At 44.8% G+C, this 17,385-nt stretch carries 18 protein-coding genes; 5 read left to right on the top strand and 13 right to left on the bottom strand.

Features of this window, described 5'->3' with window-relative positions; translation table 11 throughout:
* Nucleotides 1–88: 88 nt before the first annotated feature.
* The 3 genes from Q8M62_RS09850 to Q8M62_RS09840 form a co-directional block, all read right to left on the bottom strand.
* Nucleotides 89–1,069, bottom strand: coding sequence for a pyruvate dehydrogenase complex E1 component subunit beta (locus tag Q8M62_RS09850; RefSeq protein ID WP_092733631.1), 981 nt, complete (start codon nucleotides 1,067–1,069; stop codon nucleotides 89–91).
* Between the two features lie 85 nt (nucleotides 1,070–1,154).
* Entirely contained in the window at nucleotides 1,155–2,525 is a 1,371-nt protein-coding gene (locus tag Q8M62_RS09845) for an NAD-dependent succinate-semialdehyde dehydrogenase (protein WP_304902029.1), read from the bottom strand.
* Nucleotides 2,522–2,917, bottom strand: a complete 396-nt coding sequence (locus tag Q8M62_RS09840; RefSeq protein ID WP_304902028.1) for a rhodanese-like domain-containing protein — start codon at nucleotides 2,915–2,917, stop codon at nucleotides 2,522–2,524. Before Q8M62_RS09840 ends, Q8M62_RS09845 begins: the two co-directional genes overlap by 4 nt.
* Before the next feature lie 69 nt (nucleotides 2,918–2,986).
* On the opposite strand from Q8M62_RS09840, the gene Q8M62_RS09835 reads away from it, so the two are divergent.
* The 3 genes from Q8M62_RS09835 (at nucleotide 2,987) to Q8M62_RS09825 (ending at nucleotide 6,575) form a co-directional block, all read left to right on the top strand.
* Nucleotides 2,987–3,493 carry a metallophosphoesterase gene (locus tag Q8M62_RS09835; protein ID WP_304902027.1) on the top strand — a complete coding sequence of 169 codons (507 nt, stop codon included), beginning with the start codon at nucleotides 2,987–2,989 and terminating at the stop codon, nucleotides 3,491–3,493.
* A gap of 237 nt (nucleotides 3,494–3,730) precedes the next feature.
* Nucleotides 3,731–4,831: a Gfo/Idh/MocA family protein gene (locus Q8M62_RS09830; RefSeq protein ID WP_304902026.1), complete on the top strand. Its 1,101-nt coding sequence runs from the start codon at nucleotides 3,731–3,733 to the stop codon at nucleotides 4,829–4,831.
* Nucleotides 4,832–4,838: 7 nt separating this feature from the next.
* Nucleotides 4,839–6,575 (top strand): family 43 glycosylhydrolase, encoded by a 1,737-nt coding sequence (locus Q8M62_RS09825; RefSeq protein WP_304902025.1) that lies wholly within the window; start codon nucleotides 4,839–4,841, stop codon nucleotides 6,573–6,575.
* A gap of 14 nt (nucleotides 6,576–6,589) precedes the next feature.
* Here the strand turns inward: Q8M62_RS09825 and Q8M62_RS09820 are convergent, their stop codons facing one another.
* The gene (locus tag Q8M62_RS09820) at nucleotides 6,590–6,814 is read right to left on the bottom strand and encodes a DUF3820 family protein (protein ID WP_304902024.1); all 225 of its coding nucleotides are present in this window, start codon (nucleotides 6,812–6,814) and stop codon (nucleotides 6,590–6,592) included.
* A gap of 225 nt (nucleotides 6,815–7,039) precedes the next feature.
* On the opposite strand from Q8M62_RS09820, the gene Q8M62_RS09815 reads away from it, so the two are divergent.
* Nucleotides 7,040–8,068: an LLM class flavin-dependent oxidoreductase gene (locus Q8M62_RS09815; protein ID WP_304902118.1), complete on the top strand. Its 1,029-nt coding sequence runs from the start codon at nucleotides 7,040–7,042 to the stop codon at nucleotides 8,066–8,068.
* A gap of 54 nt (nucleotides 8,069–8,122) precedes the next feature.
* Here Q8M62_RS09815 and Q8M62_RS09810 read toward each other — a convergent pair whose 3' ends face one another.
* The 4 genes from Q8M62_RS09810 to Q8M62_RS09795 all read right to left on the bottom strand — a co-directional run bounded on the left by Q8M62_RS09810 (nucleotide 8,123) and on the right by Q8M62_RS09795 (nucleotide 12,087).
* Nucleotides 8,123–8,545 (bottom strand): rhodanese-like domain-containing protein, encoded by a 423-nt coding sequence (locus tag Q8M62_RS09810; protein ID WP_304902023.1) that lies wholly within the window; start codon nucleotides 8,543–8,545, stop codon nucleotides 8,123–8,125.
* Nucleotides 8,546–8,702: 157 nt separating this feature from the next.
* Nucleotides 8,703–9,941 carry a glutamate-5-semialdehyde dehydrogenase gene (locus tag Q8M62_RS09805; protein ID WP_304902022.1) on the bottom strand — a complete coding sequence of 413 codons (1,239 nt, stop codon included), beginning with the start codon at nucleotides 9,939–9,941 and terminating at the stop codon, nucleotides 8,703–8,705.
* Nucleotides 9,934–11,034 carry a glutamate 5-kinase gene (gene proB / locus Q8M62_RS09800; RefSeq protein WP_304902021.1) on the bottom strand — a complete coding sequence of 367 codons (1,101 nt, stop codon included), beginning with the start codon at nucleotides 11,032–11,034 and terminating at the stop codon, nucleotides 9,934–9,936. Before proB ends, Q8M62_RS09805 begins: the two co-directional genes overlap by 8 nt.
* A 180-nt stretch (nucleotides 11,035–11,214) precedes the next feature.
* Nucleotides 11,215–12,087 carry a geranylgeranylglycerol-phosphate geranylgeranyltransferase gene (locus Q8M62_RS09795; RefSeq protein ID WP_304902020.1) on the bottom strand — a complete coding sequence of 291 codons (873 nt, stop codon included), beginning with the start codon at nucleotides 12,085–12,087 and terminating at the stop codon, nucleotides 11,215–11,217.
* Nucleotides 12,088–12,230: 143 nt separating this feature from the next.
* Between Q8M62_RS09795 and Q8M62_RS09790 the strand changes: the two genes are divergently transcribed.
* Nucleotides 12,231–13,601 (top strand): Gfo/Idh/MocA family protein, encoded by a 1,371-nt coding sequence (locus Q8M62_RS09790; protein ID WP_304902019.1) that lies wholly within the window; start codon nucleotides 12,231–12,233, stop codon nucleotides 13,599–13,601.
* A gap of 353 nt (nucleotides 13,602–13,954) precedes the next feature.
* Here the strand turns inward: Q8M62_RS09790 and Q8M62_RS09785 are convergent, their stop codons facing one another.
* The 5 genes from Q8M62_RS09785 to Q8M62_RS09765 form a co-directional block, all read right to left on the bottom strand.
* A complete protein-coding gene (locus tag Q8M62_RS09785; protein WP_304902018.1) occupies nucleotides 13,955–14,569 on the bottom strand; it encodes a DUF4230 domain-containing protein in 615 nt (204 codons plus the stop codon).
* A gap of 234 nt (nucleotides 14,570–14,803) precedes the next feature.
* Nucleotides 14,804–15,055 carry a type II toxin-antitoxin system VapC family toxin gene (locus Q8M62_RS09780; RefSeq protein ID WP_304902017.1) on the bottom strand — a complete coding sequence of 84 codons (252 nt, stop codon included), beginning with the start codon at nucleotides 15,053–15,055 and terminating at the stop codon, nucleotides 14,804–14,806.
* The gene (locus Q8M62_RS09775) at nucleotides 15,055–15,270 is read right to left on the bottom strand and encodes a DUF2281 domain-containing protein (protein ID WP_304902016.1); all 216 of its coding nucleotides are present in this window, start codon (nucleotides 15,268–15,270) and stop codon (nucleotides 15,055–15,057) included. Before Q8M62_RS09775 ends, Q8M62_RS09780 begins: the two co-directional genes overlap by 1 nt.
* A 52-nt stretch (nucleotides 15,271–15,322) precedes the next feature.
* Nucleotides 15,323–16,273: a carbon-nitrogen hydrolase family protein gene (locus Q8M62_RS09770; protein WP_304902015.1), complete on the bottom strand. Its 951-nt coding sequence runs from the start codon at nucleotides 16,271–16,273 to the stop codon at nucleotides 15,323–15,325.
* 175 nt (nucleotides 16,274–16,448) lie between these two features.
* Complete coding sequence (locus Q8M62_RS09765; RefSeq protein WP_304902014.1) at nucleotides 16,449–17,309, bottom strand: ROK family protein; 861 nt, start codon at nucleotides 17,307–17,309, stop codon at nucleotides 16,449–16,451.
* Nucleotides 17,310–17,385 lie beyond the last annotated feature (76 nt).

The following is a 17,385-nucleotide window of genomic DNA, read 5'->3' as shown; positions in this document are numbered from 1 at the left end:
AATTCTAATCTCCATTAGATAGAATTAGGTGGAATAAAAAAAACCCGACTCAAAATTGAATCGGGCTTTTTTTGTTTTTAAGGGTGTATTAAGACTTATAGGTTACTTTTTTAATTGCATCAATGGTACGCTTCACATTTGGAAGCGTCGCCTCAATATAGCTTGGGCTATAGCTCAAAGGAATGTCCATTGAATTTACCCGGATCACCGGAGCGTCAAGGTAATCAAAAGCATAGCGCTGAAAATGATAAGTCAGTTCTGATGAAATTGCCGCAAGCGGATTAGCTTCTTCGACGATTACTACCCGATTGGTCTTTTTTACAGACTCAAGGCAAGTTGCATAATCGATTGGTCGCACTGTTCTCAGATCAATGACTTCACATTCTACTCCTTCTTTTGCCATTTCTTCAGCAGCTTCCAAGGCTACTTTCATCATTTTTCCAAAGGAAATCAAGGTTACATCTTTTCCTTTGCGTTTGATGTCAGCCACCCCGATCGGAAGCAGATATTCGCCCTCAGGCACTTCTCCCTTGTCAGAATACATGACCTCAGATTCCATGAAAATGACTGGATCCGGATCACGGATAGCTGCTTTCATCAGTCCTTTGGCATCATATGGATTAGAAGGGACGATTACTTTCAAGCCAGGGGTATTGGCAAACCAATTTTCGAAGTTGGAAGAGTGTGTAGCTCCTAATTGTCCTGCATTTCCGGTTGGTCCCCTGAAGACAATCGGAACGGAGTAAGCTCCTCCTGACATCGCGTACATTTTGGCAGCAGAGTTGATGATCTGATCGATCGCTACCAGAGAGAAATTGAAGGTCATGAATTCAATGATCGGTTTCAGTCCGTTCATCGCAGCACCTACACCCAGTCCTGCAAATCCCAATTCAGCAATTGGAGTATCCACGACCCGCTCGGGACCGAATTCATCCAGCATTCCTTGAGATACTTTGTAGGCCCCGTTGTACTCGGCTACTTCCTCACCCATCAAAAAAACGGTTTTGTCCCGTCTCATTTCCTCGGACATCGCTTCTCTCAAAGCTTCCCGAAATTGTATTTCTCTCATCTGTAATGATAAAATTTTGGCTCGTAAAAATAGAAAGGAATCGGGCAAAAGCAAAGGTTGTCCATACCTTTATCCCATAAGGTTTCTAACCCAGATAAACGGTTTTGGAATTGACGAACTCCAAAATCCCCTGACGCCCCAGTTCCCGTCCAAATCCTGATTTCTTAATTCCTCCAAAAGGAAGCGCAGGTTGGGATGCCACCATTGAATTGAGAAAAACGGCTCCACTTTCAATTTCGGAAGCAAGTTGTTCACCTCTTTTCAGGTCGCTTGTCCAGATGGATGCCCCAAGCCCAAACGCTGTGTCATTAGCTATTCTGATCGCCTCAGTGGTGTTTTTGACTTTAAAGAAGCTTGCAACAGGCCCAAAAAGCTCCTCGGAATATGCCGGAGAATTTGCTGGAATGTCTGCGAGTATCGTCGGGCTAAATTCGGCACTTCCTGCTTTGGGTTTTTGGCCTCCAAAAAGGATTTTTGCGCCTTTTTCCACGGATTGCTGTACTTGTTCATACAACTCAGAAGCCAGATCGGGTCTTGCCATGCAGGCAAAATCTGAGGATTCGTCCATGGGGTTTCCCACTTTCAAAATGCTCAATCTTTCCTGAAATAATTTCAAAAATTCATCATAAGCCGACTCTTCAATGATAAATCGCTTGGCGGAAATGCAACTTTGCCCAAAATTAACCATCCGAGCTTGGACTGCAATTTCGGCAGCTTTTGGAATATCAGCATCTGCCAACACTATAAAAGGATCGCTGCCTCCAAGTTCCAATAGTGATTTTTTTATATTTTTTCCGGCAGTGGAGGCAACTGCAGCCCCGGCTTTTTCGCTTCCGGTGAGGGATACTGCCTTGATGCGATCATCTTCCAGAAGTGTCAAAGTGGCTTTGGAATCAATCAATAGGCTTTGGAAAACACCTTTTGGGAAGCTCGCTTCGCGAAAAACAGACTCGATCGCTATGGCACATTGCGGCACATTGGAAGCATGCTTGAGGATTCCCACATTTCCAGCCATCAAGGTCGGCGCAGCAAAACGGAAAACTTGCCAAAACGGGAAATTCCACGGCATCACTGCCAGGATTGTTCCCAAGGGTTGATGCATGATTTTGGCCTTCTTTCCATCAGGAAGGTTGATTTTTTCAGCTGAAAGGAATTCCTCCGCATTATCGGCGTAGTAATCACAAGCCAAGGCGCATTTTTCGATTTCTGACCTAGACTCCCGAAGGATTTTGCCCATTTCCAAAGTGATAATACGGGCGTATTCTTCTTTGTTTTTTCGCAGAATTTCCCCTGCTCTTTTCATCAGCTTTGCGCGTTCCAAAATGGACGTACTCTTCCAGTTCTCGAAAGATTTTGAAGCCAAATCAATTTTAAAATCCATTTCTTGGGATGTTAAGGATTTAAATTCCTTAGTCACCTCTCCGGTCCATGGATTAATGGATTGAATCAACTTCATTTTTCTATTGTTTTTCCGGCTTCATTCCATGCGGTGATTCCGCCTTCCAGCATGTAGACTTTTTTAAAGCCGGCTTTTCGCATCTGATCAGCAGCTTTTCGAGTTCTCGCTCCAGAGCGACAATAAAGTAGATAGGTTTTGTTTTTGTTGAGCGCTTCGATTTCCTGATTGAAGGTTTCTCCAAGGAAATTAATGTTAAATGACCCGGGTAAATGTCCTTCTGCCACTTCTTCGGGAGTTCTAACGTCAATTACTTTATTCTTCTTCTTGGAAGACATTTTCTCGAACTCCGCAATTGAAATGACATTGATCGAATCCTTTTCAACAGTTTGGGCTTGTGCTGTAATTCCCAAAATCAAGAAGGCGAATAGAAATACTAATTTGGTTTGCATAGGTATTTGTTGAATTAGTGAATAAGGTCTGCCATATTGAACAGAAAATTTACTCCATTTCGTTTCAAAATGTGTACAAAGATCGCTTTGATTTCAGACTCACACAGTTACATTGATCACAAAACTTTAACATATCTACAGGATGTGGATGAGATTTGGCATGCGGGAGACATTGGTAGCTTGGAAGTGATGGCAGCTTTGCCAAAAGGAAAGTCTGTTCGTGCAGTTTTTGGAAATATTGACGATCAGTCGATTCAAGAAACCTACCCCGAATGGCAGGAGTTTGAATTGGCAGGTGTGAAAGTGCTCATGACTCATATCGGAGGAAAACCTCCACGCTATGCAACTGGAGTGAAAAAAAGAATCAAGGAGTCGGCGGCGCAGTTATTTATTTGTGGGCATTCGCACATCTGCAAGGTGGAGTTTGATTCTACTGTCAACTGCCTGTACATGAATCCCGGTGCGATGGGAAGGCATGGATTTCATATCATGCGGACGATGTTGCTTTTTGAATTGGAGGCTGGAAAAATTCAAAACCTTCGGGTGGTAGAATTGGGGAAAAGGGGAGGGGTGTAAGGTGTTTTTCTTAATCATACCGGTGAGCTAATTTACTTTGGTTAATAGGAAGGAAGACCGGAGACCGAAGGATCTATTACTCTAGGGTAATTAGGGCATAGTTAGTGATAAAAATATTTACTTGGTAAGTATGCAGGTTTTTGAATTATTAAAGTCAAAATAACCTCACAATTCCCCGGTTTTCTGCTCATCAAAAAGTCCTAAACACAATCCTCAATTTTAGCTAAATTTCACATTATGAAGCCCCTATTTCTCCTCCTGTTCTTTTTCTTAACCATCTACCAAACAGAAGCGCAAGACCAACCGCTGAAAATCGGTGTGGCGGGCTTGAATCACGGGCATGTGGGTTGGGTTTTCACTGCAAACAAGCGATCCGATATTGAAATCGTGGGAATCGCCGAGCCCAATCGGGAATTGGCTGAGCGCTACATGAAGCAGCACGGCCTTCCGATGGATTTGGTTTTCGATACGTTGGAAGAAATGCTGGAAAAAACCAAGCCGGAAGCGGTGACAGGTTTTGGGACTACATTCGCTCACCTGGAAATCGTGCAGCACTGTGCGCCGAAAGGGATTCATGTCATGGTGGAAAAGCCCTTAGCCGTCAGTTTGGAGCATGCTTTGGAAATGAAAGCTCTTGCGGAACAGCACAACATCCACCTGATCACCAACTACGAGACTTCCTGGTATGCGACCAACGAAAAAGCGCATGAGCTTTTCCTTGCCGGGCAAATCGGCGATGCGCGTAAAATTGTGGTTCGGGATGGGCATCGTGGTCCAAAGAAAATCGGTGTCGGACCCGAGTTTCTCGAATGGCTGACTGATCCACACCTGAATGGAGCTGGGGCGCTGATGGATTTTGGATGCTACGGGGCCAACTTGAGCACTTGGTTGCTTCAGGGACAGCGCCCGATTTCGGTTACCGCGATTACCCAGCAACTCAACCCCGCCGACAACCCCAAGGTAGATGACGAGGCAACGATTATTGTCACCTATCCCAATTCGCAGACGATCATCGAAGCATCGTGGAACTGGCCAATCGGTCGGAAGGACATGGAAATCCACGGTCTTACCGGAGCAATTTTCGCTGACAACGCCAAATCACTCCGGATTAGAATGGCTCAGGGATACGATGGATTTAGGGAGGAAAAATTTGAATTGGATTCCCGAAAAGCACCTTTTGACGATCCTTTTTCGGTCCTGCAAGCCGTCGTCAGAGGCAAGCTCAAACTTTCCCCTTATGATCCCTACAGTTTGGAAAACAATATGATTGTGATGGAAATCCTTCAGGCAGCCAAAGAAAGCGCCGCAAGCGGGAAGACAGTTTTTCTTTCTAAATAACACAGCCATGCACCCAAAATACCTGCTCATTTTATGGGCTTTTTTATTCGCTTCGCCGGCTTTCTCCCAGCAGCAGACTTACTGCAATCCCATCAATCTGGACTATGGGTATACGCCCATTCCCAACTTTTCAGAATGGGGAAGACATCGAGCCACTGCCGATCCGGTGATTGTGAATTTTAAGGGTACTTATATCCTTTTTTCCACTAATCAATGGGGCTATTGGACCAGTGAAGACATGTACAATTGGGAGTTTCATTCCAGACTTTTTCTTCGACCATGGAATAAGGTTTACGATGAACTTTGCGCTCCGGCAGTTGGGATTGTCGGCGATACAGTGTTAGTGATGGGTTCGACTTATGAGAAGGATTTCACCATTTGGATGAGCACCAACCCCAAAGCAAACGAATGGAAACCCCTGGTTGAAAAGTTTGAAATCGGAGGCTGGGATCCGGATTTTTTCACCGATGATGATGGCCGGCTATACATGTACAATGGTAGCTCCAACCGTTACCCGCTGTATGGAGTCGAACTTGACCGCAAGACCTTGGCTCCAATCGGAACACGAAAGGAAATGTACCTGCTCGAACCCGACAAATACGGCTGGCAGCGCTTTGGCGAGCACATGGACAATACCTTCTTGGATCCTTTCATGGAAGGGGCCCATGTGACCAAGCACAATGGGAAATACTACCTGCAATATGGCGCACCGGGGACCGAATTCAGCGGCTATTCAGATGGAGTAGTCGTGGGTCCGACACCTTTGGGGCCTTTTACTCCGCAGTCTGATCCGCTCAGCATGAAGTTGGGAGGCTTTGCACGCGGTGCGGGCCATGGCAGTACCTTCAAAGACAATCAGGGAAAATACTGGCACATCAGTACGATCATGATCTCGGTGAAAAACACCTTTGAGCGTAGGCTTGGAATCTGGCCTGCGGGTTTTGATAAGGACGATGTGATGTGGAGCAATCTGGCTTTTGGGGATTATCCGCATTTCCTTCCCGATACGGAAAAAGCCGGGCAATTCACGGGTTGGATGCTGCTGAATTATGATAAACCCATGGCTGTGTCATCGGCCTTGGGTGGATTTTCCGCCAACAAAGCAAATGATGAGGATCTGAAAACCTACTGGAGTGCGGCTTCGGGTGATAAGGGCGAATGGATTCAGACGGATTTGGGACAAGTCAGCACGGTCAATGCGGTGCAAATCAACTATGCCGATCAGGATGTTGCCGATGACAGATTGGGAAAAAGAACGGATCAGTACCATCAATACATCCTTTATCATTCCTTGGATGGGAAAAAGTGGCAGGTATTGGTGGACAAAAGTAAAAATCTAAGGGACGTTCCCCATGAGTATGTGGAATTGAAAAATCCGGTCAAGACCCGCTACCTCAAGCTGGAAAACATTCACATGCCTACAGGCAAATTTGCTATCAGTGGATTCCGTGTTTTCGGAAATGGAGGCGGTTCAAAACCAGAAAAAGTCAAGCAGTTTATGGTTTTCCGTACGGAGAAAGACAAGCGAAGTGCTTTTATCAAGTGGTCTCCGATGCCCGATGCCTATGCTTATCATATTTCATACGGAACAGCACCCGATAAGCTTTACAACACCATCATGGTCATGGGCAACAACGAATATTGGCTGAAAACCATGGACCGCACCAAGCCTTACTATTTCACCATCGAGGCGATCAATGAAAACGGGGTAAGTGAAAAGTATGAGACGCAGCGGGTGGAGTAGGCAGGATTTTAAGTTTAGGCTTTCCCATATCGCCTTTTCAACTCAGCCAAAATCCCTTCGAGCCCGTTGAGACGGATTTCATAAAGTGTGCTTAGCCACATGCCTAGCTTCCCTTCGGGAAAGCCTTTTCGATGGAGCCAAACGAGGTATTCTTCAGGGATATCACAAAGCAACCGTCCTTTGTATTTGCCAAAAGGCATGGTTTTGGTCACCAGGTCGACCAGAATTTCTTTGTCCATAGGTTAAAAGTAGGAGGATTATTTTACTGTTGCCCCGGTCTGTGTCCTCACAGATCGGAATCTGAAAATAAACTGATTTCGCATTCATGCAGATCTCCCTAAAAATTCTAAATAGAAAGGACATCAAACCATACGGTACTCAAATTGAATGAGCCGGCAATTTGTTTTGAATTTTTTGCCGGCACATGGAGTTTACAGGGTAATCAAAAAGAAAGGAATTACTCCATGGAAATTGGAATAGACAGCTTTGCCGCTTTTCCCACAGATGGAAAAGGGACGATCCAAGGAACTGCGCAGGAAGCAATCACCGCATTGCTTGCTAGAATTAAACTGGCAGATGAAGTAGGTTTGGATGTCTTCGGCATCGGAGAGCATCATCGCAAAGAGTTTCTGGATTCGGCGACTGCCATTATTCTTGCAGCTGCCGCAGCGCAGACCAGCAGAATTAAGCTGACGAGTGCCGTTACCGTCTTGAGCGCTGCCGATCCCGTTCGGATTTTTCAGGAATTCGCTACGCTGGATTTGGTGTCAAAAGGTCGGGCGGAGTTGGTGGTGGGAAGAGGCTCTTTTACCGAGGCATTCCCGCTTTTCGGCCTTCGATTGGAAGACTACGACAAGCTTTTTGCCGAGAAACTGGGTTTGCTCCTTCAAATCAACGAAAATGAAATCGTCAATTGGTCAGGAAAATTCAGACCAGCCTTGAACAATCAGCCGATTTACCCAAGGCCGCTTCAGAAGCGGCTTCCGATTTGGTTGGGAGTGGGAGGAACTCCGGGTTCATTTGTGAGAGCTGGTTCACTTGGACTTCCGCTGATGGTTGCGGTGATCGGTGGGGAAACCCATCGTTTTCGGCCTTTGATCGACCTCTATCGGGAGGCTGGAGAAAAGGCAGGTCATCCCAAAGAGAAACTGAAAGTCGGCTTGCATTCGCTCGGTTATGTGGGCAAGTCTCATGAAGAAGCGGTTGAAACCTACTATCCTGGCTATGCTGAGACCTTTACCCGAATCGGAAAAGAACGGGGTTGGCCGCCGGTGACTCGGGGTCATTTTGAAGCACAAAATTCCCGGCGCGGTGCCTATTTAGTTGGCGAATCGGAGGAAGTAGCAGAAAAAATTCTTCGACACAGCGAGTCATTGGGCGGAATTGACCGATTCACTTTTCAGATGGATAATGCCGGATTAAGTCACGAACAGCTCAGTGAGTCTATCGAGCTGATCGGTAAGACAGTATCTCCGCTTGTGAAAAAGGCCTAAAGTCAGGACTTATCTGACAATAGAAAGATGAATTAGGATTGCCGATTTGCTGTATTATTCCTGCACGATCGGCAGTCCTGATCTAGCCCAAGCCTGAATTCCACCGCTTAAGTGGTAGACTTTTGTGAACCCTTGTTGGGTCAGCATTTCGGCAGCTTCTCTGCTTCTGGCTCCGACTGCGCAGTAAATATAAATTTCCTCATCCTTTGACAGTTTCTCGACTTGGGATTGGAAACTTGGGAGGAAATAGTCTAGTTCCAAGGCTCCTGCGATTTTGCCTTCGGCGATTTCCTCAGCTGTGCGGACGTCAACGACGATTCCGTTTGTGCTTTTCTGCTGAAATTCACTAGGATTGAGATTGGTTACAGTAGCAGTAGCCGATTGTGATGAGGAGGCCGCTTCTGTGTTTTCTCTTTTTGATTCACAGGAAGAAAATGCCATAATGCCAGCGGAGAGTAGAAGTAGGGCCTTTTGCATTGATTTGTTTTTGCGCAAAATAGGGAGAATTAAAGGATAAGAAATGTGAGTTTTGGCACCTTGGGTCTTTTTATTTCCAATTTTTGGCTTGGCCAGACGACAGAAATCAGTAAAATTTGTCCTGAGTTCAGAACAAGTAGACTCTAAGAAGATCAAACTACCTAATCTGTCCATTTCCCCGCACCACCCATTTGTAGCTAGTGAGTTCTCGGAGCGCCATCGGTCCGCGAGCATGGAGCTTTTGGGTGCTGATGCCGATTTCGGCACCCAGACCAAACTGATTTCCGTCGGTAAAAGCTGTAGAAGCATTGGCATAAACCGCCGCCGCATCGACTTCCAGTAGAAATCGCTCGATATGTTCCGGCGTTTCAGAAATGATCGCTTCGGAATGTTTGGAAGAATAGGCAGCGATATGGTCTAATGCCTCATCAAGATTTTTCACCGTCTTGATTGACATATTCAGACTGAGAAACTCAGTTCCAAAGTGGCTTTCATCTGCTTTTTGGATCAATTCATGCCGCTGGAGATGGGCAAAAGCCTTGTCATCTGCAAAGATTTTTACATTGTCCAGCATCAGTGGATGTACCAATTCACCCAATTCGTCCAACAGCTCCTCGTGGATGATCAGACAGTCCAGTGAATTGCAGACGCTCGGACGTCGGGTTTTGGCATTGTGAATGATCTTTTTGGCTTTTGCCAGATCAGCAGACTCATCGACAAAAGTATGGACAATTCCAGCGCCTGTTTCAATCACCGGTACTTTGGCATTTTCTCGCACAAAATTGATCAGGCCCTGCGAACCTCGAGGAATGATCACATCCACAAAACCAACCGCTTCCAGCAGCGCTTTGGTAGCTGCTCGATCCGGAGGTAGAAGTTGGAAAGCCGAGACGGGCAACCCCTGCTTTTCCAAAGCTCGATGAATCAGACTCAAAATGGCGCGGTTTGAAAAGTCCGCATCCGAACCCCCTTTTAAGACCAATCCATTGCCGGACTTCAAGGCTAAGGTAAATACATCGAACGTTACATTGGGTCGTGCTTCGTAGATAATGCCAATTACCCCGAGCGGTACTGTCATTTTCCGTAACTGCAGTCCATTTTCGAGTTTTTTCTCTTCCAATACATGATGAAGCGGACTTGGCAATTCCACCACTTGTCTGATTTCAGCCGCAATTCCTTTGATTCTGGCTTCGGTCAACAAAAGTCTGTCGTACATCGGATTGGTAATTTCCATCCGCTCGAGGTCTTTTTTGTTTTCCATCAGGAGAAAAAGTGTCTCACGCTCTGCAAAGGTCGCCAAGTCTTCCAAAACCGAGTTGACCAAAGAATCGCTGATTCCGGTCAGTCGACGGCTGCTCTTTTGGACTTGTTCAAAAAGGGTGGAAAATTCATTCATGGTCGAAAAGATAGAGGTAATCGTAATGAATCAGTGGTTTTTGGTTTTTTTCCCCCATCCGTTCCAATGCAGGTTTGGATGCATATTCCGCTCGCCCCAAACCGATTTTGATTCCATTTTCATCACGGATGAGCAAGATATCTCCTTTGGTGAATTCTCCCTCGATTTTTGTAATACCAACAGGTAGGAGACTACGGATTACTGAGGAGTTCAGGGAATTTTTCGCGCCCTCGTTGATGGTGATTTCGCCTTTGTAATATTGCGCCCCATGTGCCAGCCATTTTTTGGGTGCATGTTTCACTTTTTGAGGTTCAAACCAGGTGCAGCGGAGGGATTTTGTAGTGAATTCATCCAAAACTCCATCCCGTTTTCCATTGGCAATAATGACCTGAATCCCCAAATCGGCGGACTTTTTGGCCATGGTGTATTTTGTCAACATTCCTCCGCGCCCAAAGGATGACTTGGTAGCTGAAATGTAATTTGACACTTCAGGCATGGAAAAAGCAACTTTTTCCACTAGAATGGACTCAGGATCCGAAGGATTTCCCGTGAAAATCCCGTCCACGTTGGTCAAAAGCATCAGGGTGTCGGCATTGATCATGGCAGCCGTTAGGCTGGCCAATTCATCATTGTCTGTAAACATCAGCTCGGTGATGGTCACTGTATCATTTTCATTGATGATGGGCAAAATCCCCTGCTGAAGCAGCGCTTCGATGCAGTTTTTCATGTTAAGAAAATGCTTTCTGTCGCGGAAATCCTCTTTGGTGACGAGAATCTGAGCGATGTGCTGATTTAGATTGCCAAAAAACTGTTGGTATTGATTGATCAGGCGAATTTGTCCGGTGGAGGCCCAGATCTGTTTTTTGAAAACCGGATTTAGCTTTTCCGGAAGTGGAATAGACTGTCGTCCAAATGCCACAGCGCCTGAACTTACCAGCACGACTTTTTTGCCAGCGGATATCAGCCCTTGGATCTGATTCACCAAATGCTTCATTCTGTCCAAGTCAGGTAGCCCATTGGACTGAGTGAGGACATTCGAACCGATTTTTATTACCAATACCTTGCTTTCCAGCATTTGTTGAGAATTTTGCATGAAATTAGGGAAGAAGTTAGGGAATTGCTAATGCAAGCGGGGAGATGGGAGACAGAAGACGGAAGTTTAATATCCATTTGGGATCCGTCTTCATCATTCGATATTCGACGTTCGAAATTCGATATTATTTTCCCTAAAATGAATAATGAATGTCGAATGCTAAACGCTGAATGATGAAGATTACAAAAACCCCATACTCAGGGTACCCACCAGCATCAGGATTTTGGAAATAATACTAAGTTGCTTGAAGTGGTCCTTGCGGTCGGCCAGATAGATTTTTCGCATAAACCACATAAATACAATCCCCAAAACACCGAAATAAACAAACAGAACAGGGTTGTTGATTTTGAAGGTAACTATCAAAATGGAGCAGACAAACGCAAAGGCAATCAAGAAAATTACCTGTTTAGTTCTGCGAAAGCCAATCACAATGGGAAGTGTACGACAGCCATGTTTCCGATCGCCGGGTCGGTCTTCGATATCTTTGATAATCTCACGGATCAGGTTTAGGAAAAATGCAAAGATTGCATAGGTCAATACCAGTAATTCTGATTTTTGGTAAAAATAAGCTACCAAATAAATGGAAAGACCTGTGAGAAAAGCCACGGTTAAATTCCCTATAAAAGGCTCTCTTTTTAGTCTGTTGCTGTAAAGCCAGAGAAGAAATGCAGCAATAAAATTGACAACCGCAATTCTTGGTGAGACCAGATAGCCAAGCCCGATGGCGCTGAAATTGAGAATGGTGTGGAGGAAAATAACCATTCGGCGTTTGATACTTTTTCCTACTACTACCTCATGAGGGCGATTGACATAGTCTATTTTGACATCATAATAGTCATTGATCATGTAGCCGGCGGCGGTGATCATAACCGTGGAAAGCACAAGCAGATATAATCGGAAATCTTGTAATACAGGAAGCCCTACAGGAGTTGTTTCCACCAAAAAATAAGCAGTCATCAACTGAGCGAAAGCTACCATCAGCAGGTTGACCGGTCTGCTGATACGGAAAAGTCCACTGATTGAAATACTTCGCTCCATACTTTTGGTATTCATGGTTTAAAATTAGAGTAATTCAATTCTCCTTTTCTCCTTAATTCCATTAATACTGAATAAAAATCGATTCCGTAATTTTCAATGTGCCGTTTTTAAGTTTTCCCTAACTTCCAAATCATAAAACCGAATCAACCCAAAGAACCATGAATAAAACAGAAAATCAATCCAGGAGGGATTTTATTGCCAAGTCAGGGGCTGCGCTTGCAGGCTCGTTTTTTATCCATCCCGTCGCTGAGGCATTGAGTATGTTTGACCGCCCCGGACAAAAAATGAAACTTGCCATGGTCGGGACCGGAGTAAGAGGCTTGGCCATGTGGGGGAGAGATGTGATCCGCAGCTATAAGGATCAGGTGGAATTTGTCGGGCTCTCGGACAAAAACGAGGGCCGACTGAAATATGGACAGACCTATATGAGTTTGGATTGTCCGCTGTTCCTGAATACTGATGAAATGCTCCAAAAAACCAAACCCGATGTGCTCATCGTGACAACTATGGATAGTACTCATCATGAGTTCATCGTCAAAGGACTGATGGCCGGGATGAATGTGATCTCCGAAAAACCGATGACTACCGACGAGGTGAAGATCAAAGCGATCCTCGATGCAGAGCGTAAATCAGGGAATAAACTCATCGTCACCTTCAATTACCGCTATTCTCCGCATCGCCAAAAACTCTATGAATTGCTTCGGGCAGGAGAGATCGGTACGATCACCTCTGTTGATTTTCACTGGTATTTGGATACATCCCATGGTGCTGATTATTTCCGTAGGTGGCATGGGAAGCGAGAATTTGGGGGTACGCTCTTGGTACACAAATCGACGCACCACTTTGATCTGCTCAATTGGTGGTTGGATTCTGACCCTGAGGAGGTTCATGCATTTGGTGAGCTGGAGTTTTATGGGAAAAATGGCCCCTTCCGCTCTACAACTTGCCGGGGCTGTCCCCATGCTTCCAAGTGTGATTTTCACTGGGACATCACCAAGAGTGAGCACCTGACCAAGCTCTATGTAGACAATGAAAAGTATGACGGCTATCATCGGGATGGCTGTGTGTTCCGAGAGGAAATCGACATCTACGACAAGATGGCGGTGCAGATCAAGTACAAAAACAAGGTGCAAGTCAGCTATTCCCTGACCACTTACTCACCCTATGAAGGCTACCGGATTGCTTTCAACGGGACTAAAGGCCGCATGGAAGCCTGGATCAAGGAAAGCCAACCCTGGGACGAAAAAAACGAGGATGAAATTGTGCTGGTGAAAAACTTTGGGGAGCGCTACACCATCACGGTGCCTCAGGGCGGTGGAGGACATGGAGGAGGGGATACCAGACTCAAGGATAAGCTATTCCTGGACACCAAGGCTGCCGATCCTTGGAGGCAATCAGCGGGAAGCAGAGACGGGGCAATGTCCTGTCTGGTCGGAATTGCGGCCCGAAAATCCATTGAACAGGGTAAATCGATCAAAGTTCAGGACTTAACGGATATTCCGCTGCAAGCAAGCGGGAGAGGAGCCTGATAATTTCGGATTTCGGATTGTTGATTTCGGATTTATTGTCCCGCGGAGGAAGCTTCGTGGGATTTTTTTTTCTAGGGTTTTAACAAATCTAATATCGCTAATTCCCAAAGATTCCTTTCTTATCAAATGTCGAAATGATCTTCCGTCTCTGGTCTTCCAAATTTAAATTTCGAATATCGAATGATGAATATCGAATGTTGAAGAAATCCCCCAACATCGGTCATCGATTACCCTACACCTGTAATGAGCCTAGTCTAAGTATCGGTCTACCTCTTCCGTCTCCGGTCTTCCATCTTTAAATTTCGAATATCGAATGATGAATTTCGAATGTTGAAGAAATCCCCCACATCGGTCTACCTTTTTATCAACTCCAGCTGCTCCTGGTTTTCGATGATTTTTTCCTCATACATCAGTGTCCATCCCATGGATTTGGTCAGGACAAAGAGGTTGGTCAATTCCACCATCAGCCTTTCCCGTGAGTTTTCCATCAGATCTGATTTTTCAATTTGGGTTCTGATTTGGGCCGTAACGGAGTTTTTGATTTTGTTGTAATCCTTAGCCTCGAAGGAATTAAAATAATCCTGCGTCACATCGTAGTACTCGATGTCAGGATAGATGTTAAGAACAGGTTCGGGGATTTTTTTCAGAATGAGGGTTTTCTTGGACTCATCGATTTCCACTTCGAGCTGTCTGAGGTCATATTCCACGGTAGCTTTGGCATTGACAATCACCAAGGCCTTTTTATTGGAGGTCAGGAGATTCAGAAAGAGATTTTGGGAATTTTTGAACGTAAATACCTTGGAATAATAACCCTCCGTGACGATCAGTTTGCCGACTTGCTGAACCTGTTTTTGGATCAGTTCAGAGCTGGCACGCAGCTCCTCCCGCTCTTGTTTGCCTTGGTAGAAAAACCAAAATCCTGCAAATAAGATCAGGGCAATTAGAAAACCGAATCCAAATTTGTTCATAATTCAATTCAATTAAGACGTAAACTTATAGAATAAACAAAGGCTTTTCACTGTAAAACTTATAGGTGATTGATCGTTTGTCAACAAAAGAAAGTAATCACCAAAAAAGCTTCACCTTATTGTAAAGGTTAAAGTTTGCATCTTTTGTTATGAGTGTGAGCTCTTCAAAAATGGCTTGTGAAATAATTATTCGATCAAACTGGTCTTTATGAAATTCATCAAGCCTTGAAAGTTCTAAAAAATATGCTCAAAATCAAGTGGAAGAATCTCAAAACCATTCTTAAGGATTTCAGATTTTAGTTCATCAAGTCCTGTATCAAGTTTCAGTTTTCCCAAACCAAGTTTTATCGCAATTTCCCAGATAGATGCAATACTTATAAAACTGGTATTGTTTTGATTTTGAATTGCAGTTTTAGCAGAAGAGGAAAGATTTTGGCTTCCTTCAAGAAACCATAAAAAAGTATGTGTATCGAGCAACAAATTCATTATATGTATTCTTTGAAATCATCAAGAGGTTCATCAAAATCATCTGATAAGTGAATTTTACCTTTTAGGCCTCCAAACTTTGGGGTTGGCTTTTGGAGATTATCCCCCTTTTTCTTCCGGTTTTTTTCTACCAGATTTTCGATGAATTTCTTTGCCTCCTCCTTCAATTCCGAGGGAAGTGTTTCCAATTTAGTATATAGTGAGAGTGAAGTCATATTGAAGTCTTTAAACGAAAATACTAAATTTTGAGATCTAGTTCGAATTCTTTTACTCAACCCTTACGCTACTTTGCCGCTCCCGGTTCACCCTAAGTTCCAATACATCCGGCCGTGAATAATGCCCGACGGGATCAAAGTTCTGTCGTTCTTCCAATACCCGGTTGAAGTCCAGCGTATGGTATAGAATCCCTTCCTCATATGCCACAGGTTCTAAAATCCATTTTCCGTCCGGTCCTGCGATGCAGCTGCCGCCATTTCCGAGTGTTTCTGGGCAGTTTTCCAAAATCACCTCCAGATGAGGCGTATTGGTTGGGAAGTCATTCTTTCGCATCAGACTTGATACGGAGATCACATAGGATCTACCCTCCTGAGCGATCATTCGGGTGATGTTTTCAGTGTTCCTTACCGCTCCGGGCCACACTGCGATGTGGAGATTTTCTCCCAATCCGTAAAGGGCTGTTCTGGCAAGTGGCATCCAGTTTTCCCAGCAGTTCAATCCCCCGACAGTAAACTCTTTGAGTGGATGAACCTGAAGTCCGTGTCCATCTCCGGGCGACCAGGTTAGTCGCTCGTCATAAGTGGGCTGGAGTTTACGGTGGACGGAGCAGATTTCGCCCTGCTGATTGATGTACACCAAGGAACAAAACAAACTGTGTCCGCCACGGTCAATGGGTCGCTCGATGATTCCCAGATAGACTGCAATCTGATGCGCTGCGGCTAATTTTTGGACTTCATTTAGGTCGCCTGCTTCGATCTGTACTGCATTTCGGACATAGTGGGCGTGGATTTCCTTCTGGATTTTATTATCCCAAGCTGTTGCATTGGTAATGGGAAGCCACCATGGATAGCCGGGGACTAGACCTTCACCAAATACAATGAGCTCAGCACCATTTTCCGCAGCTTCTTTAATTGATTTTTTGACCTTTTCCAAGGTGGCGGCTTTATCGAGCCAAATGGGAGCGATTTGGGCAAGGGCGACTTTGAGGGTGGAATTGGGCATGAGATTTTATTTACAGGCTGAAAATAAGAATTGGTCTCACAGATGACACGGATTACCACAGATATTTTGTGGCTTTTCAATGGGGATAAATTTGTTTTCCATTTTTACTACAAAATGAAAAAAAGCGGTCTCCCGAGAAACCGCCTTTTTGACTTATTAAACCAACTTTTATCTTTTATGCTGTAACCATATCCTCTTCCACGTCTACCAGTGCTACAGCACCGTGAATCGCAGTCTCGTCAAGTTCAGAGATCAGAATTTTCAGATTTCCCAATACCGATGGATAGGCAAAAGTTTCCAAGGTTTTCAGAAGAGATTTTTTGAACAAAGGATACGTTTTCCTGATCGAACCACCCAAAACGATGGCTTCCGGTGCCAGGGAATACATGATCATCTTAAACAATTCGCCTAAATGCTGACCAAATTCATCAAATGCCTGTAAGGCTATGGGATCACCGGCCAAGGCTAGTTTAGCCAAAGCTTTTGGTTTGCTGTGGTAGAAGTTTTGGAAAAATTTCCCGGAACAATAGTACTCATAGTTGTAGTCTAGATAGGGTGCACTGCACCATTCTCCAGCCGCAGAGAAGAGTCCGGAATAAAGGTGTCCATTGATGACAATTCCCCCGCCGGTGCCGGTTCCCAAAGTGATGCCCACCAGGTTTTTGAAAGGTTTCCCCACTCCATATTTGTGGACACCTATCGCAAAGCAGTTTGCGTCATTGTTGACAAAGACAGGCTTCAAAAAACGCGTAGTCAGGAATTTTTTCAATTCCACATGTTGGAAAGAAGGAATGTTTGCTAAGCCTAAAACAATACCCTCCTGTGTATCCACCAATCCCGGTATCCCTATTCCTATCCCCACGAAATCGTAGTGAAGATAGGTCTCAATAAATGAGGCAATGGTTTCAAGAATAAATTCTTTACTCTCTAAAGCAGGTGTGGGAATGGAGCGAATGTCTTCCAGATGTCCTTTGATCAGGATGCCGCCTTTGATGCCGGTGCCGCCGATATCTAATCCTAAAATGGCTTTTTCCATTCGCTTTGGGCTATTGTTTGGTTGATAAATAGGTTTAAGGCAGAAAGCCGCCGGAAAATTCCCGGCTGCTTTCAAA

Source organism: Algoriphagus sp., assembly GCF_030694375.1.
Taxonomy (GTDB): Bacteria; Bacteroidota; Bacteroidia; order Cytophagales; family Cyclobacteriaceae; genus Algoriphagus.
The sequence above is the reverse complement of the archived record's forward strand: the minus strand, read 5'-3'. Positions and strand labels throughout refer to the sequence as shown.